At 66.9% G+C, this 21,318-nt stretch carries 22 protein-coding genes and 1 tRNA gene; 14 read left to right on the plus strand and 9 right to left on the minus strand.

All coding sequences use genetic code 11. From position 1 onward, the window contains the following. The first annotated feature begins 109 nt into the window (after positions 1-109). The 5 genes from ACP7AG_RS09365 to ACP7AG_RS09385 all read left to right on the plus strand — a co-directional run bounded on the left by ACP7AG_RS09365 (position 110) and on the right by ACP7AG_RS09385 (position 8,439). Positions 110-886, plus strand: a complete 777-nt coding sequence (locus ACP7AG_RS09365) for a class II aldolase/adducin family protein (RefSeq protein ID WP_426012371.1) — start codon at positions 110-112, stop codon at positions 884-886. Positions 887-984: 98 nt separating this feature from the next. Then, positions 985-1,674, plus strand: a complete 690-nt coding sequence (locus ACP7AG_RS09370; RefSeq protein WP_426012369.1) for a hypothetical protein — start codon at positions 985-987, stop codon at positions 1,672-1,674. Between the two features lie 118 nt (positions 1,675-1,792). Beyond that, a complete protein-coding gene (locus ACP7AG_RS09375; RefSeq protein ID WP_426030631.1) occupies positions 1,793-2,932 on the plus strand; it encodes an efflux RND transporter periplasmic adaptor subunit in 1,140 nt (379 codons plus the stop codon). After that, on the plus strand, positions 2,932-6,069 hold the full coding sequence (locus ACP7AG_RS09380) for an efflux RND transporter permease subunit (protein ID WP_426012365.1): 3,138 nt from the start codon (positions 2,932-2,934) through the stop codon (positions 6,067-6,069). Before ACP7AG_RS09375 ends, ACP7AG_RS09380 begins: the two co-directional genes overlap by 1 nt. 15 nt (positions 6,070-6,084) lie before the next feature. Beyond that, positions 6,085-8,439: a transketolase gene (locus tag ACP7AG_RS09385; protein ID WP_426030632.1), complete on the plus strand. Its 2,355-nt coding sequence runs from the start codon at positions 6,085-6,087 to the stop codon at positions 8,437-8,439. On the opposite strand, the gene ACP7AG_RS09390 is transcribed toward ACP7AG_RS09385, so the two are convergent. From ACP7AG_RS09390 to ACP7AG_RS09400, 3 genes are read right to left on the minus strand one after another with little or no spacing between them, the layout of a single operon-like run. Further along, a complete protein-coding gene (locus tag ACP7AG_RS09390; RefSeq protein ID WP_426030633.1) occupies positions 8,436-8,792 on the minus strand; it encodes a nuclear transport factor 2 family protein in 357 nt (118 codons plus the stop codon). The genes ACP7AG_RS09385 and ACP7AG_RS09390 overlap by 4 nt on opposite strands. A 5-nt stretch (positions 8,793-8,797) precedes the next feature. Then, on the minus strand, positions 8,798-9,160 hold the full coding sequence (locus ACP7AG_RS09395; RefSeq protein ID WP_426030634.1) for a nuclear transport factor 2 family protein: 363 nt from the start codon (positions 9,158-9,160) through the stop codon (positions 8,798-8,800). A gap of 2 nt (positions 9,161-9,162) precedes the next feature. Next, positions 9,163-9,660 (minus strand): c-type cytochrome, encoded by a 498-nt coding sequence (locus tag ACP7AG_RS09400; protein WP_426030635.1) that lies wholly within the window; start codon positions 9,658-9,660, stop codon positions 9,163-9,165. A 291-nt stretch (positions 9,661-9,951) separates the two neighbouring features. Here ACP7AG_RS09400 and ACP7AG_RS09405 point away from each other — a divergent pair, with 291 nt between their 5' ends. The 3 genes from ACP7AG_RS09405 to ACP7AG_RS09415 all read left to right on the plus strand — a co-directional run bounded on the left by ACP7AG_RS09405 (position 9,952) and on the right by ACP7AG_RS09415 (position 11,511). Then, on the plus strand, positions 9,952-10,443 hold the full coding sequence (locus ACP7AG_RS09405; protein WP_426012356.1) for a GcrA family cell cycle regulator: 492 nt from the start codon (positions 9,952-9,954) through the stop codon (positions 10,441-10,443). A gap of 39 nt (positions 10,444-10,482) precedes the next feature. Beyond that, positions 10,483-10,695 carry a hypothetical protein gene (locus ACP7AG_RS09410; protein WP_007674156.1) on the plus strand — a complete coding sequence of 71 codons (213 nt, stop codon included), beginning with the start codon at positions 10,483-10,485 and terminating at the stop codon, positions 10,693-10,695. Positions 10,696-10,986: 291 nt separating this feature from the next. Continuing rightward, on the plus strand, positions 10,987-11,511 hold the full coding sequence (locus ACP7AG_RS09415) for a MarR family winged helix-turn-helix transcriptional regulator (RefSeq protein WP_426030636.1): 525 nt from the start codon (positions 10,987-10,989) through the stop codon (positions 11,509-11,511). A gap of 152 nt (positions 11,512-11,663) precedes the next feature. Here the strand turns inward: ACP7AG_RS09415 and arfB are convergent, their stop codons facing one another. From arfB to ACP7AG_RS09430, 3 genes are read right to left on the minus strand one after another with little or no spacing between them, the layout of a single operon-like run. Then, complete coding sequence (arfB, locus tag ACP7AG_RS09420) at positions 11,664-12,086, minus strand: alternative ribosome rescue aminoacyl-tRNA hydrolase ArfB (RefSeq protein ID WP_426030637.1); 423 nt, start codon at positions 12,084-12,086, stop codon at positions 11,664-11,666. Beyond that, a complete protein-coding gene (locus tag ACP7AG_RS09425; RefSeq protein ID WP_426030638.1) occupies positions 12,083-12,556 on the minus strand; it encodes a YaiI/YqxD family protein in 474 nt (157 codons plus the stop codon). The genes arfB and ACP7AG_RS09425 overlap by 4 nt, the downstream gene beginning before the upstream one ends. After that, positions 12,553-13,461, minus strand: coding sequence for an alpha/beta hydrolase (locus ACP7AG_RS09430; protein ID WP_426030639.1), 909 nt, complete (start codon positions 13,459-13,461; stop codon positions 12,553-12,555). Before ACP7AG_RS09430 ends, ACP7AG_RS09425 begins: the two co-directional genes overlap by 4 nt. Positions 13,462-13,916: 455 nt before the next feature. On the opposite strand from ACP7AG_RS09430, the gene ACP7AG_RS09435 reads away from it, so the two are divergent. Continuing rightward, positions 13,917-14,141 carry a hypothetical protein gene (locus tag ACP7AG_RS09435; RefSeq protein WP_426012346.1) on the plus strand — a complete coding sequence of 75 codons (225 nt, stop codon included), beginning with the start codon at positions 13,917-13,919 and terminating at the stop codon, positions 14,139-14,141. A 9-nt stretch (positions 14,142-14,150) separates the two neighbouring features. Here ACP7AG_RS09435 and ACP7AG_RS09440 read toward each other — a convergent pair. After that, a tRNA-Thr gene (locus tag ACP7AG_RS09440) sits at positions 14,151-14,226 on the minus strand. Between the two features lie 141 nt (positions 14,227-14,367). On the opposite strand from ACP7AG_RS09440, the gene ACP7AG_RS09445 reads away from it, so the two are divergent. The 4 genes from ACP7AG_RS09445 to ACP7AG_RS09460 are packed head-to-tail and all read left to right on the plus strand — an operon-like array spanning position 14,368 to position 18,427. Next, on the plus strand, positions 14,368-15,687 hold the full coding sequence (locus ACP7AG_RS09445; RefSeq protein WP_426030640.1) for a serine hydrolase domain-containing protein: 1,320 nt from the start codon (positions 14,368-14,370) through the stop codon (positions 15,685-15,687). A 48-nt stretch (positions 15,688-15,735) separates the two neighbouring features. Next, positions 15,736-16,713, plus strand: coding sequence for a quinone oxidoreductase family protein (locus ACP7AG_RS09450; RefSeq protein WP_426012343.1), 978 nt, complete (start codon positions 15,736-15,738; stop codon positions 16,711-16,713). Further along, complete coding sequence (locus tag ACP7AG_RS09455; RefSeq protein WP_426012341.1) at positions 16,710-17,645, plus strand: NAD(P)H-dependent flavin oxidoreductase; 936 nt, start codon at positions 16,710-16,712, stop codon at positions 17,643-17,645. Before ACP7AG_RS09450 ends, ACP7AG_RS09455 begins: the two co-directional genes overlap by 4 nt. A 14-nt stretch (positions 17,646-17,659) precedes the next feature. Beyond that, on the plus strand, positions 17,660-18,427 hold the full coding sequence (locus ACP7AG_RS09460) for an SDR family oxidoreductase (RefSeq protein WP_426030663.1): 768 nt from the start codon (positions 17,660-17,662) through the stop codon (positions 18,425-18,427). A gap of 42 nt (positions 18,428-18,469) precedes the next feature. Here the strand turns inward: ACP7AG_RS09460 and ACP7AG_RS09465 are convergent, their stop codons facing one another. Continuing rightward, on the minus strand, positions 18,470-19,327 hold the full coding sequence (locus ACP7AG_RS09465) for an arginyltransferase (RefSeq protein WP_426030641.1): 858 nt from the start codon (positions 19,325-19,327) through the stop codon (positions 18,470-18,472). 117 nt (positions 19,328-19,444) lie between these two features. Further along, a complete protein-coding gene (locus ACP7AG_RS09470) occupies positions 19,445-20,344 on the minus strand; it encodes a flagellar motor protein MotB (RefSeq protein WP_426012337.1) in 900 nt (299 codons plus the stop codon). Positions 20,345-20,428: 84 nt separating this feature from the next. On the opposite strand from ACP7AG_RS09470, the gene ACP7AG_RS09475 reads away from it, so the two are divergent. Continuing rightward, positions 20,429-21,316 (plus strand): NAD(P)-dependent oxidoreductase, encoded by an 888-nt coding sequence (locus ACP7AG_RS09475; RefSeq protein WP_426030642.1) that lies wholly within the window; start codon positions 20,429-20,431, stop codon positions 21,314-21,316. Positions 21,317-21,318 lie beyond the last annotated feature (2 nt).

Below are 21,318 nucleotides of genomic sequence, written 5' to 3' on the forward strand. Positions count from 1 at the left end.
GATCAACGGTTGTGGGGTGAGTGTGTGCCCCCGCCGTCCTAGCCGCTTGACGCAAGGCTCCAGCGGCGCGACCCTCAAGCTAACAATGATAACCTAGGGAGGATCCGCCATGGCCGACGGTACATCGCCGATCGTTACGTCACTCAAGGACCAGGTCAGCGAGGCGGAGTGGAAGGCCCGCGTCGATCTGGCCGCGCTCTATCGGCTGGTCGCGTTGCACGGCTGGGACGACATGATCTTCACCCACGTCTCGGCCCGCATTCCCGGGCCCGAGCACCATTTCCTGATCAACCCCTACGGCATGTTCTTCGGCGAAATGACCGCTTCGATGCTGGTCAAGGTCGATCTGGACGGCAATGTCATTGACAAGACGCCGTACTTCATCAATCCGGCGGGCTTCACCATCCATTCGGCGATCCACGCCGCGCGGGAAGACGCCCACTTCGTCATGCATCTGCACACAGACCAGGGCGTGGGCGTTTCGGCCAACCGCGACGGCCTGTTGCCGCTGTCGCAGCAATCACTAATTGTCTTGCCTCAGCTCGCTTATCACGACTATGAAGGCATTGCGCTCAACCTAAACGAACGGGAACGCCTGGTGGCCGACCTCGGCGACAAAAAGCTGATGATGTTACGCAACCACGGCACACTGTCGGTGGGCATGACGGCGGCCGAGTGTTGGCTGGGGATGTTCTTCCTCGAACGCGCCTGCGCCCAACAGGTGATGGCGCTCAGCGCCGGCCCAGGCAACGTGCTCCACGCGCCCGAGAATGCTCAAGCCGAGGTCCGCAGCCAAACCGGCATGGGCATGGGCATGATCGCTGGCCTGGCCTGGCCCGGCTGTATCCGCAAGCTCGACCGGGAGTCTCCCGGCTACGCAGATTGACGCCGAGACGGCGAAAACGATGGGCCGCTGCGATCCTGGCGATCGCGGCGGCTTTCTTTTGCGCGCTGCCCCACGCCGCCCAGGCGGGCGCCTGGCCCATGTCGGACGGCCACGGGCTGGCGATCCTGAAATACGAGGACCAGCAGGCTGACGAGGGGTTTGATCCCGCCGGCCAGTTGCTCGCCATCGATCATCGCCGTGACGAGAGCCTGTCGCTCTACACTGAGTATGGACTGACGAAGCGTCTCACCCTGCAGGCCAAGGCCGGGGTGACCCGCGGCCACGACCGTTTCGTGGCCTATGATGGACGGGGGCCGATCGAACTGGGGCTGCGATACGCCGTGGTGCGTACGGATCGATCAGTCGTCAGTTTTTATCTGGGCGCCGCCAAGGACGGAGTGGGGCGCAACGCTGGCTACGCCGCGCCGGGCAGGGGCGACGCCGTCCTGGAAGCCCGGCTGCTGGCGGGGACGTCGCGCGACTGGCGCGGACGCCACGTGTTCGGAGACCTCCAGGTCGCGCGGCTCAAGCGGAGCGGCCTGGCCGACGAGACGCGCCTCGACGCCACCCTGGGCCTTCGTCCCGCAAAGTCCTGGCTATTGCTGGCCCAGACCTATGCCGGCAAGGCGGACTCTCGACCCATCGGGTCGCGCTGGATCAAGAGCGAGTTATCGGTGGTTCGTGACCTGGGCGATTGGAGCGTGCAGGCTGGGTGGCGGCAGACGCTAGCCGGTCGGGAGACTCCGGCCGATCGGGGTGTCGTCCTGGCGGTCTGGCGCAGGTTCTGACTGTTTCAAAACTGAGACATCCGGTCATCTGTGTGTCACTGGACGCGGGTTAGAGCAGGCGGCATATGAGCCACAGTGCACAAGCTAGGCCGACTCTCCTCGGCGCCCGGAGCTTTTCGTGATCCGCAGACACTTCTTTCTCGTCGCGGCGGTCGTCGCTGTTCTGCTGATGCTGCTGGTCGGGGGGCTCAAGCTGGCCTTCGGCGGCAAGGCCCCCAACCAAGGCGGGCCCGGCGGCGGTGGGGGTGGCGGTCGCGCCATCGCCGTGTCGCAGATCACCGTCAAGCCGCGCGATTTCACCGACCGGGTGGAAGTGCTGGGCGTGGCCAAGGGCCGCCAGTCGGTAACCATCACCTCCAACACCGCCGAACTGATCACCAACGTGCACTTCAGTGACGGCCAAGCTGTCTCCAAGGGCCAGGTGCTGGTCGAACTGAAGGCCGACCAGGAGAACGCCGGCATCGCCGAGGCCCAGGCCCGCTACGCTCAAGCCGACCGCGAATACACGCGATGGAAGACCCTGGCCGACAAGGGGATCGCCCCACGCGCCACCGCCGAGCAATATCTGGCCGCCCGCGACACCGCCCGCGCGGCCGTCAGCTCGGCCAGCGCCCAAAAGCTGGACCGGGTAATCCGCGCGCCGTTCTCGGGCGTGGTGGGCATTTCCGACATCGCGCCGGGCGCCTTGATCAGCCCCGGAACGCCGATCGTCAGTCTGGACGACGTTTCGATGATCCGCGTCGATTTCTCGGTGCCCGACCGCTATCTGCCGATCCTGCGCAACGGCCTGATGATCACCGCCGCGCCGGACGCCTTGCCGGGCGAGACCTTCACCGGCCGGATCGCCCAGATCGACACCCGCATCGACCCCGCGACCCGCGCCCTCAAGGCTCGGGCCGAATTTCCCAATGCTGGCGGGCGCTTGAAGCCTGGCATGCTGATCAAGGTCGGCATCGACCAAGGCCAGCACCAGGCCCTGGCCGTACCGGAAGCCGCCATCCAGTTCGAGGGGACCCAGGCCTCGGTGTTTCTGATCGCCAAGGGCCCCAAGGGCCAGGTCGCTCGTCGCACCACGGTGCAGACCGGCCTGTCGTCCGATGGGTTTGTCGAGATCGTCTCGGGCCTGAAGGCTGGTGACAAGATCGTCGGCGACGGCCTGAACCGCGTGCAGGATGGCGCGCCGATCGGCGGCGGACAGCCGGGCGCGGGCAAGGATAACAAGGGCCAGGGCGGCCAGCCCGGCAAGAAGGCCGGCTGATGCTTTCCGACCTTTCCGTACGCCGCCCAGTCTTCGCGGCCGTCGTCGCGATCATCCTGTGCGTGATCGGCCTGGCCGCGTTCAGCAGCCTGGCCATCCGTGAGCTGCCCAATGTCGACCCGCCGGTGGTGTCGATCTCGACCACCTATACCGGCGCCTCGGCCGAGGTTATCGAGGAGCGCATCACCCAGGTGATCGAGCGCCAGGTGGCCGGCATCCAGGGCATCGACCGCGTCAACAGCTCCTCGCGCGACGGCCGCTCGCAGATCACCATCACCTTCACCCTGGATCGCGACCTCGACGCGGCCGCCAACGATGTGCGCGACGCCGTCAGTCGGGTGACCTCGAACCTGCCCGACCAGGCCGATCCGCCACAGATCGCCAAGGCCCAGGCCGACAGCTCGCCCATCGTCATCCTGAACCTGACCTCAAAGACCCTCTCGCCGCTGGAATTGGCCGACTATGCCGACCGCTATCTGGTCGAGCGCCTGTCGACCGTGCCGGGCGTGGCCCAGGCCGGCTTGAACGGCCAGCTCTACGCCATGCGCATCTGGCTCGATCCCGACGCCATGGCGGCGCGCGGCGTGACGGTCGATGACGTCGAGGCCGCGCTGAACAGTCAGAACGTCGAATTGCCGGCAGGGGCGCTGGAGGGTGACTCCAAGGACTTCACCATCCGCGTCGCCCGCAGCTACTCCAAGCCCGAGGACTTCGTGAAGCTGCCCCTGCGTCCGGCCGACGCTGGCGGCTTCGTGATCCGCCTGGGCGACGTGGCGCGGGTGGAGGAGGGCTCCAACGAGCGCCGCAAGATCTTCCGCGGCAACGGCGTCAACCAGGTCGGCATCTTCCTGACCCGCCAGTCCCAGGCCAATGACGTGGCCATCTCCAAGGTGGTCGACAAAGAACTGGTCGAGATCAACAAGACGCTGCCGATCGGCACCCAGCTGATCAAGGCGGTCGACAATTCGATCTTCACCGCCGAGGCGATCCACGAGGTGTGGGTCACCATGGGCATTTCGATCGGCCTGGTGGCCCTGGTCAACCTGGTGTTCCTGGGCAGTTGGCGCTCGGCCCTGATCCCCTCGATCATCGCGCCGATCTGCATCCTCTCGACCTTCATCATCCTGGCGCCGCTGGGTTTCTCGCTGAATCTGCTGACCCTGCTGGCCCTGGTGCTGGCCGTCGGCCTGGTGGTCGATGACGCGATCGTCGTGGTCGAAAACATCCAGCGGCGCGTGGACGAGGGCGAGCCGGCCAATGTCGCGGCCCTGCGCGGCACCCGGCAGGTATTCTTCGCCGTGGTGGCCACCACCATCGTGCTGATCTCGGTGTTCGCGCCGCTGATGTTCCTGCCCGGCTATATCGGTCGGCTGTTCGTCGAGCTGGCCGTGGCCATCGCCGCCGCCGTGGCCTTCTCGGCCCTGCTGGCGCTGAGCCTGTCGCCGATGCTGGCCTCTAAGCTGCTGAAGCCCGCCTCGGGCGGCAGTTGGTTTAACCGCAAGGTCGACCACGCGATGGACCGGTTGAAGGACAGCTATCGCCATTCGCTGGAACGCCTGCTCGCCGCCCGCGCGGGCGCCATCGGGACGGGTGCCGTGGTGCTGGTCCTGGCCCTGGTGGCCGGCGGCCTGTTCGTCGCCCTGCCGCAGGAGCTGGTCCCCGCCGAGGATCGCGGCCGCGTCGATATCTCGATCAACGGGCCCGAGGGCGCGGGGTTCGACTACACGGTCAAGGCCGCCAACGCCGTCGAGAAGCAGCTTGAAAAGTACCGCGCCGACGGCGTCGCCGCACGGACCATCATCGCGGTGCCGCGTTTTGGCCAGAACCAGTTCAACACCGGCAATGGCGTGCTGGTGCTGAAGGGCTGGGGGGAGCGGAACAAGACCGCCGACCAGGTGGCCGCCGAGCTCAACAAGACCCTGAGCAAGATCACCGGCGTGCGCGCCGTGGCCAGTGTGCGCGGCGCCTTCCAGCGTGGCGGAGGCGGTGGCGGCGGCACCAATGTCGACCTGATCGCCACCGGCAACGACTATGTCGAGCTGGCCAACTGGCTGAAGCCGATCCTGGCTCAGGCCCAGGACAATCCGGGCCTGTCCCGTCCCCGCATCGACTATGAGCCCACCTCGCCGCGCCTGTCGGTGCAGATCGACCGCGACAAGGCCGCCAGCCTGGGCATCTCGGCCCAGTCGATCGGTCGGGCCCTGGAGACGATGTTCGGTTCGCGCCGGGCCACGACCTACATCAAGAACGGCCAGGAATACGACGTCATCCTGCAGTCCAGCCTCGAGCAGCGCCGCAGCCTGGCTGACCTGGACCGGCTGCAGGTGCGCACCCAGTCGGGCGCGCTGGTGCCGCTGTCGACCGTGGTCACCACCCAGCTGCGGGGCGACGCTCCGGACCGTCCACGCGTCGATCGCCTTCGCTCGGTGACCCTGACAGCACAGCTGTCGCCCGGCTACACGGTCGGCGACGCGGTGAAATTCTTGCAGGACCAGGCCGCCGCCAATCCGAGCCCCGGCGTCAGCGTCAAGTGGGGCGGCCAGGCCAAGGACTTCCTGGAAGCCTCCGGCGCCGTCGGCATCGCCTTTGGCCTGGCCCTGCTGCTGGTCTTCCTGGTGCTGGCCGCGCAGTTCGAAAGCTGGATCCACCCGGCCGTCATCATGCTGACCGTGCCCCTGGCCGTTCTGGGCGGGCTGTTTGGCCTGCTGATGACCGGTTCGACCATCAACACCTACAGCCAGATCGGCCTGATCATCCTGGTCGGCATCGCCGCCAAGAACGGCATCCTGATCGTCGAATTCGCCAACCAGCTGCGCGACGAAGGCCTGAAGGTGAAGGAGGCCGTGATCGAGGCCGCCGCTCTGCGCCTGCGGCCGATCATCATGACCTCGATCGCCACCGCCATGGGCGCCCTGCCGCTGATGCTATGGACCGGGGCGGGGGCGGGCAGCCGCAAGACCATCGGGGCGGTGATCTTCACCGGCGCGATCTTCTCCACCCTGCTGACACTGTTCATCGTCCCGGTGTTCTACAACCTGCTGGCCCGCTTCACGAAGTCTCCGGAGTGGACGTCGCGGCAGATCGAGGACTATGAAGCTCGCGAGAAGAGTGGTGAGGGGCAAGCCTCACCCGTCTGACCCGGGTGAGGAAGCATGGCTGAAGCCGTATTGGCGGCGAAGCGGCAGGAGCTTGCGCTTCTGCGTCGCATCGAGGAACGCATTCTCTGGCTGGCCTCTTGGACCATCCACAACGCCAACCACCTGCGCGAGAGCCGCGACGGCCTGAAGGTGGGCGGCCACCAGGCCTCCTGCGCCTCGATGACCACCCTGATGACCGCGCTCTACATGAAGGCGCTGCGGCCGCAGGATCGCGTGGCGGTCAAGCCGCATGCCAGCCCGGTGTTTCACGCCATCCAGCACCTGTTTGGCCGCCAGAGCCTGGACAAGCTGAAGGCGTTCCGCGCCCTGGGCGGGGCGCAGTCCTATCCGTCACGGACCAAGGACGTCGATGACGTGGATTTCTCCACCGGCTCGGTCGGCCTCGGCGTGGCCATGACCGCCTTCGCCTCGCTGACCCAGGACTACCTGGCGGCGCGCGGGTCGGTGAAGCCCGAACGGATGGGCCGGATGATCTCGCTGCTGGGCGACGCCGAGCTGGACGAGGGCAATATCTACGAGGCCCTGATCGAGGCTTGCAAGCACGACATCCGCAACACCTGGTGGATCGTCGACTACAACCGCCAGAGCCTGGACGCCACCACCAAGGACCGGATGTTCACCCGCTACGGCGACATCTTCGAGGCCGCCGGCTGGACGGTCGAGACGCTGAAATGGTCCAAGCGCCAGCGCGAGGCCTTCGCCGAGCCCGGCGGCGCGGCGCTGAAGACCTGGATCGAGACCGCCCCCAACGACCTCTATGCCGCCCTCAGCTACCAGGGCGGCGCGGCCTGGCGCGAGCGGTTGACCGCCGATCTGGCGGGCGAGGCCGAGACCCTGGCCTTGATCGCAGCCTACAAGGACCTCGACCTGGCCGAACTGATGACCGAGCTGGGCGGTCACTGCATGGAGACCATACTGGAGGCCTTTAAGCGGGCCAGTCAGGACGACGCCCCGCGCTTCTTCATCGCCTACACCGTCAAGGGCCTGCGCCTGCCGTTCCAGGGGCATAAGGACAATCACTCAGGTCTGATGACCGAGACCCAGATCTCGCAGCTGCGCGGCCGGCTAGGCGTGGTCGAGGGCGAGGAGTGGGACGCGCTGTCGGGGCTATCGGCCGCCGAGCACACCGCCCTGAAGGGCCTGGTCGCCCGCGCGCCGTTCGCCGCCAATGTCGAGCGCAACCACGTCGCCCCGATCATCGCCACGCCGACAGCGGACGAGCTTCTTGTCCCTGTTCTGGGCGGCGGCGAGCAGTCGACCCAGGCGGCGTTCGGCAAGGTGATGTTCGAGATCTCGCGGCGCGACGACGAGTTCGCCGGGCGGGTGGTGACCACCTCTCCCGACGTCACGGTCTCGACCAATCTCGGCGGGTTCGTGAACCGCCGGGGCGTATTCCAGCGCCGAGCGCATGAGGACGTCTTCAAGCGCCGGCGCATCCCCTCGGCCCAGGTGTGGTCCAAGGCCGAGACCGGCCAGCATGTCGAGTTGGGCATCGCCGAGAACAACCTGTTCATCGCCCTGGCCGCCTTGGGCCTGACCGCGCCGCTGTTCGGCGAGCGGCTGTTCCCGGTCGGCACGCTATACGACCCGTTCATCGCTCGGGGCTTGGACGCCTTGAACTACGCCTGTTACCAGGACGCCCGCTTCCTGCTGGTGGCCACGCCCTCGGGCCTGACCCTGGCCCCCGAAGGCGGCGCGCACCAGTCGATCACCTCGCCGCTGATCGGCATGGGCCAGCCGGGGCTCGACAGCTATGAGCCGGCCTTCGCCGACGAGACGGCGGTGCTGATGGCCCACGCCTTCGATCAGATCCAGGCCAAGGACGGGACCTCGACCTATCTGCGGCTCTCCACCCGGGTGATCAGCCAGCCCGAGCGGGCGGACGACGCCTGGCGCCAGGGCGTGATCGACGGCGCCTACTGGCTGCGGCCCCCGGCCCCCGGCGCGCGCCTGGCCATCGCCTATGCCGGGGCCCTGACCCCCGAGGCCCTGGCGGCCTTCGAGGCGGTGCTGGAGGACGAGCCCGGCGCGGGCCTGCTGGCCATCACCTCGGCCGACGTGCTGCACCGCGACTGGACCGCCGCCGGCCGCTCGCGCTGGACCGACGGCGCGGCCCGCACCTCTACTATCGAGACCCTGCTGGCGCCGCTGGCGCGCGACGCGGGCCTGGTGACGGTGATCGATGGCGCGCCGTCCACGCTATCGTGGCTGGGTTCGGTGCGCGGCATGCGTCTGCGGGCCCTGGGTCTGGAAACCTTCGGCCAGTCGGGCGACCTGCAAGACCTCTACGCCACGTACCGCCTCGACGCCGACGCCATCCTGGACGCCTGCGCGGACGTGATGATCTAGCGCCGCTCGTCCCCTAGCTCGACCGCCTGGATCAGGTCTTCCAACACCGTGTAGGTCGCGGTGACCCGGGTGTCGGACCACAGGTGGCCCGAGTGGTCGTGGATGGACACCTGCAGCTCGGTGCTCAGGCGGCCGTCGGGCAGGTCCGTCACCGTCAGCAGATCGACGGCGGGGGCCATGGTCTCGAACAGGCGCTGGTAGAAGGCCCGCACGGCGGCCAGCCCCACCAGCTCGCCTCCGTCCAGATAGTCGAGGAAACGAACGTCGGGATGAAACAGCCTCATCAACCCGTCGAGATCGCGGCGATCCAGGGCGTCGTGCAGGCGGACGATCAGGGTGTTCGCTTCGCTCATGGTCGTCAGGTCCTGACCAGGGGTTCGGTGTCCATGCGCGCGATCAGACCGTCCCGGAACGTGTAGTAATGTCGCACGCAGGTATCGGACCACAGCTTGCCGGTCGAGGCGTTGTGGACGGTCTGGTGGATATCGACGGCGATCCGGCCATCCGGTTGGACGGCGAAGGCCGAGGCGGCCAGCTCAACCCGGATCGACCGGCTCGTCTCCATCCAATAGGCCTCCATCGCGTCCTGCCCGATCACGCGCCCGGCGCCGGTCTGGTTGGGCCAGTCGATGTCGGCCGTGACCAGGGTCGAGAAAGCCACCCAATCGTTGCGGTTATAGGCGTCGAAGAATCGGGTGAGCAGCGCCTGGGCGTCTTCCATGGCTAGGTCGGGGGCGGCTTGTAACCGCTCTCCACCTTCAGATAGGCGATCAGGTCGATGCGGTCCTTGGGGTCGTGCAGGCCGGCGAAGGTCATCTTGGTGCCCGGCAGGTAGGTGCGCGGGTTGTCGAGCCACTTGTCCAGATGCTCGGCGTCCCAGGTGAAGCCGGCGGCGGCCACGGCGGACGAGTAGCTGTAGTCGGCCTTCGACCCCGCCTTGCGGCCGAACACGCCATGCAGGTTGGGGCCGGTCATGTTTGGCCCGCCCTCGGTGATGGTGTGGCACGAGCGGCAGAGGGCGAACTTGCTTTGGCCGTTCAGCAGGTCGCCGGTGTTGTAGGGGGCGGGGAGGGCGGCCAGCAGGGCCTGTCTTTCGGCGTCGGTGGGGGCCGCGGCGGCCGAACTGGCGCCACCCGCGCCCGAAGCCCCGCCTGGCGCCTTCGAGCAGCCCGTCAAAATTACGCAAAGAGCCGCGGTCGCGGCGAAATGGAACAGACGCATCAAGGGTCCCCAACTGTCATTATGTCGCAAGCTCTGCGGCGGCGCGCCGCATTCATTTTCTCACCCAACTGTGGGCCCGACGGCCAATATATAACGTTGTTATCCTGACAATGTCTCGCCACAGTTAGGCGCGCGCCCTGCGACAACGATCGCTATCTTACAGAATGCAAACGCAAAATGCCCGATTGCAAACCGTGGGTATGCACATAAAAAATTGACCGGAATTAACCATAAACGTACCCCTGATGAGGCCAGGGGGGCTGCCCTGGCGACCGGGATGGAAGCAAAATCATGGACTGGAACGAAGATCGCACCGCCACCCTCCGCAAGCTGTGGTTGGAGGGCATGAGCGCCAGCCAGGTGGCGAGACAACTGGGCGGCGTCAGCCGCAGCGCGGTGATCGGCAAGGTTCACCGCCTGGGCATCACCGTCCGCGACGTCCCCGCCCGCCAACGCAATGTGGTCCGCACCGCCAGCCGGGCTCAACCCCGCGCCCGCGACGTCCGCGAACTGACCAGCGCCGCGCGCCCGGTCATCCGCTACACCGCGCCGGTTGTCGAGATGACCGCCACCTCGAGCATATTGGGCCTCGAGACCCATTCCTGCCGCTGGCCGATCGGCGACGTCGACTCCCACGACTTCGGCTTCTGTGGCCGGGACAAGACCGCCCGCGCCTCCTACTGCGAAGACCATGCCCGCGGGGCGTTCCGCAAGCTGTCCTCCCCGGCCCAGGTCAAGGCCTGGGGCGCGCAACCCGCCCGCCTGGCCCAGTACAACGCTTGATCCGCCCTGACGCTGCAACCCGCTTCTGGAACGACCCCCATGAACATGGTCTTCATCGAAAACACCGCCGGCAGCAGCCAGGTCATCACCATCATCGAGGAGTTCGCCGGCCACTCGGTGTCGCGCGACCTCAACCCCGGTGAGAACACCCACATCCCGGTGGGCCAGTTCAAGTCGATCGTGGTGCGCGAGACCTATCCCGACGACTGGTTGACCCGGGCCCGCGCCCGCAACGCGACGATCCCCAACTGACCACGAACCGAGCGGAGCGCGCGCGTCAGACGGGCGCCGCCCCCCTCTCGAAGGCGAAAAACACAACGGCCCCGCGAAACCGCTCGCGGGGCTTTTTCGTGGGCGGAACCCCCATGGTTACTGTTACGTTAGGGTCGGAGAACGGTGGTAGATGATCGTTCACGCCACGGGGACCGGCGTCGGGCGTTTCCAAAATGTGCATTCGGGCGTGACGCGCGGGTGATCCGCGCGCCATGATTGTGCGACGGCTTAGCTTGTGGGATGAAAGCGCCCGGACGGCATGGGGGAACCATGTCAGATCACGATCAGGGGGAGGCCTGCGGTTTGCCGTTACCGACCTATGTCGGCTATCTGATGTATCAGACCGAGCAGCATCGGCGCGCCCTGGCGGCCGACTGCATCGCGCAACACGGCCTCAACTTCAGTAAATGGGTGGCCCTGGCCTCGCTGTCGCGGTTCGGCGAGTGCTCGATGACCCGCCTGGCCAAGCTGTCGGCCGCCGACCGCACCACCCTGACCCGCTCCATCGACGGCCTGATCCGCGAAGGCCTGGTCGAGCGCGGAGCGCAAGCCTCCGACCGCCGCAAGGTGGTGGTGCGCCTGACGACCGCCGGCGAAGAATTGCTGGTCCGCGTCCGCGAGGACATCCACCCGATCCACCAGGAAGTCTGCGCCGAACTCACCGAAGAGGAACAGGCCAACCTTGCGACCTACCTGCAGAAGATCCTCAGTGGACTGATCACAGAGCCGGAGTGGAAGCACGAGGTGCTGTCTTACGGCCCCGCGCCGTATGGGGGGGCTTGGGGGAGGGGGTAGGGAGCTACTCACGCCCCTCCCACACCGCTCATCCTCGACGAAAGTCGGGACCCAAGCCGAGTCTGCCGGCTTCGCTCTGAGAAGACAGCCCATCTCATCTTGGGTCCCGACTTTCGTCGGGATGAGCGGAATTTGGGGTAGACGGATGACCCCTAATCCTCGCCCTTCGGCCGCCCCCGCAACGCCTTCACCCCCGCCCGTTTCCCCTTCGTCTCCAGCCGCTTGAGCTTGCTGGAATAGGTCGGCTTGGTCGGTCGCCTCGGCTTAGGCTTCTCCGTCGCCTTGCGGATCAGCTCGACCAGCCGCTCGCGGGCCTCCTGGCGGTTCATTTCCTGGGATCGGCTGCCCTGGGCGAACAGCACCAGCACGCCGTCGAGGGTCGTGCGGCTGCCGCCCAACGCTTCGAGGCGCGTCTTGACGTCCTCGGGCAGGGTCGGGGAATTCCGGACGTCGAACCGCAGCTCGATCGCCGTCGAGGTCTTGTTGACGTGCTGGCCGCCGGGCCCCGAGGCGCGGGCGGCCTTTTCGACGATCTCGTCGTCCTCGATCCGCAGCCAGGACGTGATCTCGATCATTTGACCACGCGCCGCGCCTTGACCACGGCGGTGTCGAGCGCCTGCAGGAACTTGGAGCGGTCGTTGGGACCAAAGGCCTTGGGGCCGCTGGTGATCTCGCCCATCGAGCGCAGGTGCTCGCCGATCATCCGCGAGGCCAGGGCCGAGCCGATGGTGTCCATGGTGAACAGCCGCCCCGTCGTGCCCAGGGCCTGGCCGCCGGCCTTCAGCACCCGGTCGGCCAGGGGGATGTCGTTGGTGATCACCACGTCGCCGGGGCCGGCCCGCTCGGCGATCCAGTCGTCGGCGATGTCGGGACCCGCGTCGACCACGACCTGCTCGATGGCCGGGGTCAGGGGCGTGCGGATCCAGCTGTTGGAGACCACGAAGGTCTTCAGGCCATAGCGGGCGGCGACCTTGTAGACCTCGTCCTTCACGGGGCAGGCGTCGGCGTCGATATAGAGGATTGTTTTGTCAGGGACGGGGGTCATGACCCGTCTCGTAGCGCCTTCCCCAGCTTGGCGCCAAGCGTGGTGACGGCCTCGACCGCCACGGGCGAGACATGGGTGAAGTTGGCGAAGCCGTGGGCCTGTTTGGCGTAGGTGGTCAGGTCGACCGCGATCCCGGCCGCCTCCAGCTCTTCGGCATAGAGCATGGCGTCGGGCAGGACCGGGTCCAGTCCCGTGCCACAGACCAGGAAGGTGGCCGGGGTGGTTGGGCCGACGGCGTCCAGCAGCGATGGGGCGGCCGCGCCGGCCAGCTGGGCGTTGATATAGGCCACGGCCAGGCGACCGATCAGCCGGGCGTCGCGCAGCAGGGTCTGGCTCCACATAGCATCGTCCAGATGCAGCAGCGGATAGAAGAAGCCCTGGGCGCGCACGGCGCCGGGGCGCTCAGCATTGGCCTCGGCCGCCACGGTCGCCGCCAGATAGGCTCCGGCGCTGTCGCCCGCCACGGCCAGGCGGTCTGGATCGACGCCCAGGTCGGCGGCCTCGCGCAGCAACCAGGCGAAGGCCGCGCGGGCGTCGTCGATCTGCGACGGGAAGGGGTGTTCGGGCGCCAGGCCATAGCCAGCCGAGATCACCCGCGCGCCCGAGGCGTCGGCCAGGCGATGGCACAGGGCGTCGTGGGTCTCGATGTCGGAGATCACAAAGCCGCCGCCGTGGAAGAACAGGATGGCCGGGCCGGGCGTCGCCGCGCCCATCGGCACGTAAAGCCGCGCGGGGCGCCAGCCGGTGGCGGCGGGATAGTCGAGATTGCGGATCTGAGCCAGGCGCGGCAGCTTGTGATCGCGTCCCGCTGTCGCCAACCGCACGGCCTGCCGGACGCGGTCGAGTCCGAACCGATGGACGCCAGAGACCCGCTCGGCGAAGAAGCTGTGCAGAGGCGCGATCATGGAATTCACTTGCTGGGTGTGCGAGTGAATACTTACATATCCTGAGTTGGGCGTCTAGTGGTCCCGCTTGGCGGGCGCTCGCGGCTGGGTGGTTCGATGACGGCTAAGGCCTTGGCGGGGGTTGAGCCTTCAAATTCGCCTACAGCGCGAACAGTCGGTACGGAAAATTCGCTCAGATTTTAGGCACAATATGGTTGCCTGTGTGCTTTGGCGGCGGCCTGGCGATAGCGGTCACGTCGCCGGCGAATGGCCCGGTCGCCGCCTTGAACCTCGGCGCGGGACCATTAGGTATCCATCCGTGGAGCCGCCTCTGGCCGCTCCTGCCCTTCCTGGGCGTTTCCTCCCTAATGACTGCCCGGCCTTCGCGCCGGGCTTTTTTTTGCCCTTTGGTCAGGCGTTGATCGACGGACGGGAGCGGCGGTCGTAAGCTTGGTCCTCAAGCGTGGAGACCCAGTATGGACAAGGCCGAACTCAAGAGTGTCGTCGAGCGACACAAGCAGGAACAGGACGCCTTGGAGGCGCGGCTGACGGCGATGCGCAACGGCGAACTGCACGTCGGCTCCAGGACCGGCGATGGCGAGACGATCGATGAGACCCACGTCCACATCAGCGAGCTGGAACGCCTGCGCGGCTGGCTGGCCGAAAACGTCGCCCGGTATGAGGCGCTGCTGGGGGCCTAGGAACGGAAGTGGTGCCGGTTACAGGAATCGAACCCGTGACCTTCGGTTTACAAAACCGCTGCTCTACCAGCTGAGCTAAACCGGCCAATCCGCCTTGGCGACGGGGCGTTCTCCATAGCCGCAAGGACGGGTGCCGGGCAATGGCCTTCGGAGAGCGCACAGCCGTCATTGCCGCATCGTTAAACCAAGCTAAGGTGCTCTCAAACAACTGTTCGGGGAGTGGCGGATGCGAGTTCGGTTGATGATGGCGGCGGCCCTGGCCGTCCTGAGCCTGACGGGCGCCCCGACGTGGAGTGTGGCGAACGCGGCCCCTGCGGCGATCCTGGCCACGGCCAGTCCCGAGGCGGAAGGCTTTTCGTCCGAGCGCCTCAAGCACCTGAACGTCCACATGCAGGCGCTGGTCGATGGCGGCCACGTGCCGGGCGCGGTCACGATGGTGGCCCGTCACGGCAAGATCGTCAGCTACGAGGCCTTCGGCAAGAAGGCCTTCGACGGCGCGCCGATGACCAAGGACACGGTCTTCCGGATCTATTCACAGACCAAGCCTGTCACCGGCGTGGCGATGATGATCCTGTTCGAGGAGGGCAAGTGGCGTCTCGATGATCCGGTCACCCAATATGTGCCGGAATTCGCCAACCTGCGGGTCTACAAGAGCCAGAACGCCGACGGGACCTTCGTCACCGAGCCCCTCTCGCGCCCGCCGACCCTGCGCGAGATCATGAGCCACACCGGCGGCTTCGCCTATGGTCTGCGCACGGATCAACCGGTCGAAAAGGCCTACCGCGACAGCGGTCTGCTGAGCTCCAAGACCAGCCAGGCCTTCCTCGACACCCTGGTCAAGCTGCCCCTGGCCAGCCAGCCGGGCACGGAATGGCGCTACAGCGTCTCGGTCGACATCCAGGGCCTGATCATCGAGCGTCTGTCTGGCATGAGCCTGGCCGATTTCATGAAGACCCGGATCTTCGACCCGCTGAAAATGACCGACACCGCCTTCTGGATGCCGCCCGAAAAGGCCGATCGCCTGGCCGCGCTCTATGTGCCCAATCCCAAGACCGGCAAGCTGATCGCGGCCGACAACTTCATGGTGCTGGATGTCACCAAGCCTCCGGCCGTGGCCTCGGGCGGCGGCGGCCTGGTCTCGACCACGGCGGACTATGCGCGCTTCGCCCAGATGCTACTGAATGGCGGCGAACTAGACGGCAAGAGGATCCTGGCCCCGGGCACGATCAAGCTGATGGCCAGCAATCACCTGTCCGACATCGTGATGGGCGCGCCGGACGCCTCGTTCTCGCTGGCCAAGGGCGTGGGTTTTGGCCTGGACTTCGCGGTGGTCGCCAATCCGGCGCGGGCCGGCACGCTTCAGGGCGAGGGGAGCTACAGCTGGGGCGGCGCGGCGGGGACCTGGTTCTGGATCGACCCGAAGAACGACCTCTTCATGTTGGGCATGATCCACATCCTGGCCAAGGAGTTCGACCCGTCCCTGAAGCATATCGACGATGACGCCGCCACCCTGGTCTACCAGGCCCTGGTCGATCCGGCGAAATAAGCCGCTGGCGCAAGCTGGCTAACAAAAACAAGACTTAGGGAGCGCCCCATGAAGGCCGCCGTCTATTACGAAACCGGTTCGCCGGACGTCTTTCGCTACGAGGACGTCGTCGATCCACCCTGCTATCCCAGCGGCGTGGTGATCCGCGTCGAGGCCGTCAGCATCGAGGGCGGCGACACCCTCAATCGCGGCGGCGGAGCGATGGCTGGTAGCCCGCACATCGTTGGCTACCAGGCGGCCGGCGAGATCATCGAGGTCGGGGCCGAGGTCACGCACCTGAAGGTCGGCCAGAAGGTCGTGACCGTGAACGCCTTCGGCTCGCACGCCGAGCTGCGCAGCGTGCCGGCCCGCAACGCCTGGCCCATCCCCGACGGTTTCGACATCCGGCAGGCTTCGGCCATCCCTGTGCCGTTCGGCACGGCGCACGAGTGCCTGTTCGGGGCCGGACATCTGAAGGCCGGCGAGACCGTGCTGGTCCAGGCCGGGGCCGGAGCGGTCGGTATCGCCGCGATCCAGCTGGCCAAGCGGGCCGGGGCCACGGTGCTGGCCACCGCCTCCAGCGACGGGCGGCTGGAGAAGCTCAAGGCCTTGGGCCTCGACCACGGCATCAATTACAGCCGCGACGACGTGGTCGAGCAGGTGATGAAGCTGACCGGCGGCAAGGGCGTCGATCTGGTGGTCGATCCGGTCGGCGGCTCGACCCTGCAGGGCAGTATCGGGGCGCTGGGCTATCGCGGCCGCATCTCGCTGGTCGGCATGGCCGGGCGCGAGCCGACCAAGGTGGATGTTTCCTCGCTGATGGGCGGCAACCGCTCGCTGACCGGCGTGTTCCTCGGCGCCGAGATCATGACCGACCGCGTCCACGACATGATCCAGCAACTGATTGACGAGGCCGCGCGCGGCGAGCTGCAGGTGGTGATCGACCGCACCTTCCCGCTGTCGGAAGCTGCCGCCGCCCACGCCTATATCGAGAGCCGTCAGGCTGTCGGTCGGGTGCTGCTGATCCCGGAAGCACGCGACAAATGACCAATAGAGTGCTCGCCCACACGGGCGCCAAATATCCGATCGTCCAGGCTCCGATGGGCTGGATCGCACGCTATCCGTTGGCCAGCGCGGTTTCGCGGGCCGGAGGTCTGGGGATCATCGAGACCTCGTCCGGCGAGACCGAAAACTGCAAGGCCGAGATCCGCAAGATGGCTGACAGCGGCCTGCCGTTCGGGGTCAACCTGCCGATCCTGTTTCTCAAGGACGACGCCATGCTGCGCTTCGTCTGCGAGAGCGGGGTGAAGTTCGTCACCACCTCGGCGGGCAGCCCGGCCAAGTTCATCGGACCACTGAAGGAGGCCGGCATCATCGTCTATCACGCCGTGCCGACGGTCGATGCGGCGGTCAAGTGCGCCGAAGCGGGGATCGATGGTTTGGTGGTCGAAGGCGCCGAGGGCGGGGGCTTCAAGAACCCTGAGGAGGTCTCGACCCTGGTGTTGCTGCAGGCCATCCGCGCCCGGGTCGACGTGCCGCTGATCGCCGCCGGCGGCATCTGCGACGGACGCGGCATGGCCGCCGCCTTCGCCCTGGGGGCCGAGGCCGTGCAGATGGGCACCCGCTTCGTCAGCGCCGCCGAGAGCCCGGTGCATGACAATTACAAGGCCGCGATCACCGGGGCAAAGGAGACCGGCACCTGGATCCTCAACAAGAAGGCCAGCCCGTGCATCCGCGCCCTCAAGTCGGAGCGCACCCGTGAGATCCACGACGCCGGCCTGATGCCGCCCGACGCCCTCAAGGGCATTCTGGGCGTCTATTTCGGCGGCGACATGGAGGCGGCGCCCGCCTTGGCCGGCCAGACGGTGGGTCTGATCGACGAAGTGAAGCCCGCCGCCCAGATCATCGACGAGACCGTCGCCGAGTTCTTCGAAATCACCCAGCGACTGGGCGCGCTCGCCGCCAGCCGCAGCTTCTGAGAGACACCACCATGATGCAGAACCTGTTTTCCCTGAAGGGCCGCGTGGCCCTGGTCACCGGCGGCTCGCGCGGCATCGGCAAGATGATCGCCGAGGGCTTCCTCACCTACGGAGCCCGCCGCGTCTATGTCTCGGCCCGCAAGGCCGCCGCCTGCGACGCCGCCGCCGAGGCGCTGTCGGCGATTGGCGAATGTATCTCCCTGCCGGCCGACGTCTCGACGCTGGAAGGCATCAACGGCCTGGTGGCGCGGATCGCCGAGCGCGAGGACAAGCTCGATATCCTGGTCAATAACGCCGGCGCCGCCTGGGGCGCACCCTTCGACGAGTTTCCTGAAAGTGGCTGGGACAAGGTCGTCGATCTCAACATGAAGACCCCGTTCTTCCTCACCCAGGCCCTGATTGGCCACCTGCGGGCGGCGGGCAAGGATCATGTGGCCAAGGTGATCAACATCGCCTCGATCGACGGCCAGTCGGTGGCGCATGAGGAGACCTATCCCTACGGCGCGTCCAAGGCTGGCTTGCTGCACATGACCAAGCGCATGGCCTTGCGCCTGGCCCCCGACAACATCGCCGTCAGCTGCATCGCGCCCGGCGCCTTTGCGTCCGACATGAACAAGGTGGCTCGTGACCATTCCGACGCGGTGTCCAAGAGCATCCCGGCCGGCCGCATCGGCACGACTGAGGACATGGCGGGGGCGGCAATCTACCTGGCCTCGCGGGCCGGTGACTATGTGACGGGCTCGGCGGTGACCGTGGACGGCGGGGTCAGCTTCGCGCGGTGATCCGCGGCTGGGGCAGGCGCATGCGCCTGTCCCCAATCGTCGCTAAGGCTTACCCGGCGCGGGAAAACCCGCCAGCTCGGCGGGTTCGGCGTCGCTGAGCTCAACCCCGGCGTTGCGAGTCCCGCCGCCGCTGAGCGGCTTGGGCGGACGGGCGCCGCGTTCGCGGGCCGACATCAGAGCCCAGCCACCGGGCTTGAGGATCTCCAGCGGCGAGTAGCGGGCCTTGTAGGCCATCTTCTCGCTGCCTGGCACCCAATAGCCGAGATAGACGTAGGGCAAGCTGTTCACGCCCGCCTGGACGATATGGTCCAGGATGATGAACGAGCCCAGGCTGCGCTTGACCTGGGTGGGGTCGTAGAAGCTGTAGACCAGCGACAGGCCGTCGGCGAGCACATCGACCAGCACGCAGGCGATCAGGTCGCCAGGGCCCCGATCCTGAGAGCGCAAACGGTATTCGATAAGGTGGGTGCGAACCGCCGTGTCCTCGACCATGGCCACATAGTCGGGCCAGGTCATCTCGGCCATGCCGCCGTCGGCGTGGCGGGTCAGCAGGTACCGGCGCAGCAGTTCGAACTGTTCGAGCGTCGCCTCGGCCTCAACCAGGTGGCGTTGAAGATCGCTATTGCGGCCCAGGACCTTGCGCTCCGAGCGCGAAAGGACGTATTCGCCGGCCGGTGCGCGGGCCGACTGGCAGGCCCGGCAGGTCTCGCATGCGGGGCGGTAAGCGATGTTCTGCGAGCGGCGGAAGCCAACCTGGGTCAGGCTGTCATTGACGGTCGGGCCATCGGACAGCGGCAGGTGGGCGAAGACTTTCCGTTCCTCGCGGCCCGGCAGATACGGGCACGGCGTGGGCGCCGTCAGGAAGAAGCGCAGCTGTCGCGTGGGGAAATGCTGCGTCACGGAAAGCGCCTGTTCCTCTAGGGAGCCCGGTTGGGGGCTGATAAGCGATTAGGCGGTATCTGTGAGGCTTGCGCAAGCTGCGCCGCAGCCAAGAGCGGCTTAGCGCCACAGGTCTGGTCAGAGGCCATCGGGAAGCACTGGCTTTTCGCGCAGAAGCACGATGGACATACGTCGGTTGCCCGCCAGAGTGGGGTCGTCCGCATATAGCGGCTCGGAATTGGCCTTGCCCGACACTTGGTAGATGCGGTCTTCGTCGACGCCCACGCTGCGCAGCACCTGGCGCGAGGCGTCGGCGCGTTCTGCCGACAGGGACCAGTCGCTGTCGGCGCGCTTGCCGTCCGGGCTGGCGCTGGTGTGCCCCGAGATGGTGATGCGGTTGGGCAGTTGGTTGATCACCTTGGCCACGGCGCGCAGCAGGATCCGGGCCCGGTCGTTAGGTTCGCGCGAGTTCTCCTTGAACATCGAGCGGCCGTCCTGGTCGATCAGTTGGATGCGCAGGCCCTCGGGGGTCTGGTCGATCATGATCTGCTTCGACAGCTCGGCCAGCTCCGGCATGTCCTGCAGCGACTGGCGCAGCGATTGGGCGGCCGAGGCGAAACTGTCCTGCTCCTTCTTGGCCAGGGCGTCACGCAGGGCTTGCTCGCTGGCCGAGTCGAGGCTGGCGGCAGTCGAGCTCTGGCCGTCCTTGGTGGTTTCGGTCGGGGCCTCGGGGGCCATCTGCTGGATCACCGACATCTTGCCGTCGGCCTTGGCGCCGTCGTCGCCCAGCGAGGTGCCGCCCAGAATGCCGCCCGAGCCGCTGGTGCTGGACGAGATCGAGGCCGGCGCGAAATAGTCGGCGATGCCTGCCTTCTGTTCGGGGCTGGTGGTGTTGAGCAGCCACATCAGCAGGAAGAAGGCCATCATCGCGGTCACGAAGTCGGCATAGGCGACCTTCCAGGCGCCGCCGTGGTGACCCCCACCGACGACCTTCTTGACCTTCTTGATGATGATCGGCTGTTCGCCGCTGACCGCCATGGTGCTTAAGCCTGCTTAACCCAGTTCGATGGAACCTGAGGCCTGGACGTTAAAATGGCGTTGCGATCAGGGCCGGGAAGGGCGATGTCGGACCCGCTTTCACAGGGAGTTGGCGGCATGAAAACGGCGTTTATCGGTCTGGGCGTGATGGGCTACCCGATGGCGGGCCACCTGAAGACCGCCGGCCACGAGGTTTCCGTCTTCAATCGCAGCCCCGACAAGGCCCGTCGCTGGGCCGCCGAGCATTACGGCGCGGCCTTTGAGACCGTCGAGGAAGCTGTCGGAGGCTGCGAGCTGGTGGTGCTGTGCGTGGGCAATGACGACGACGTCCGCAGCGTTGCGGCGAGGGTGCTTCCGGCGATGGGCGAGGCGGGCGTGATCGTCGACCACACCACCACCTCGGCCGTCGTTGCGCGCGAGATGGCCGAACTGGCGGGCCAGAGCGGCCGGTTCTTCATCGACGCGCCGGTCTCGGGCGGACAGGTCGGCGCGGTGAACGGTCAGCTGACGATCATGGCGGGCGGCGACGCCGCCGCCTTCGCGCGGATCGAGCCGGTCATCGACGCCTATGCCAAGGCCATCCGGCGGATGGGCGAGGTCGGCACGGGCCAGCTGACCAAGATGTGCAACCAGATCGCCATCGCCAGCCTGGTTCAGGGCGTCGCCGAGGCCCTGCACTTCGCCAAGCGCGCCGGCCTGCCGACCGATGACGTGCTGGCCGCGATCTCCAAGGGCGCGGCCCAATCCTGGCAGATGGAAAACCGTTGGGCGACGATGGCGGAGGGCAAGTTCGACTTCGGCTTCGCCGTCGACTGGATGCGCAAGGATCTCGGCATCGCCTTGGACGAGGCGGCCCGCAACGGCGCGCGCTTGGAGTCCACGGCGATGGTCGATACCTTCTACAGTGAGGTTCAGGCCTCGGGCGGAAATCGCTGGGATACGTCCAGCCTCGTGGCCCGGTTGGAGAAGTAGAC

This window comes from Caulobacter sp. DWP3-1-3b2, assembly GCF_049896325.1.
Classification (GTDB): Bacteria; Pseudomonadota; Alphaproteobacteria; order Caulobacterales; family Caulobacteraceae; genus Caulobacter.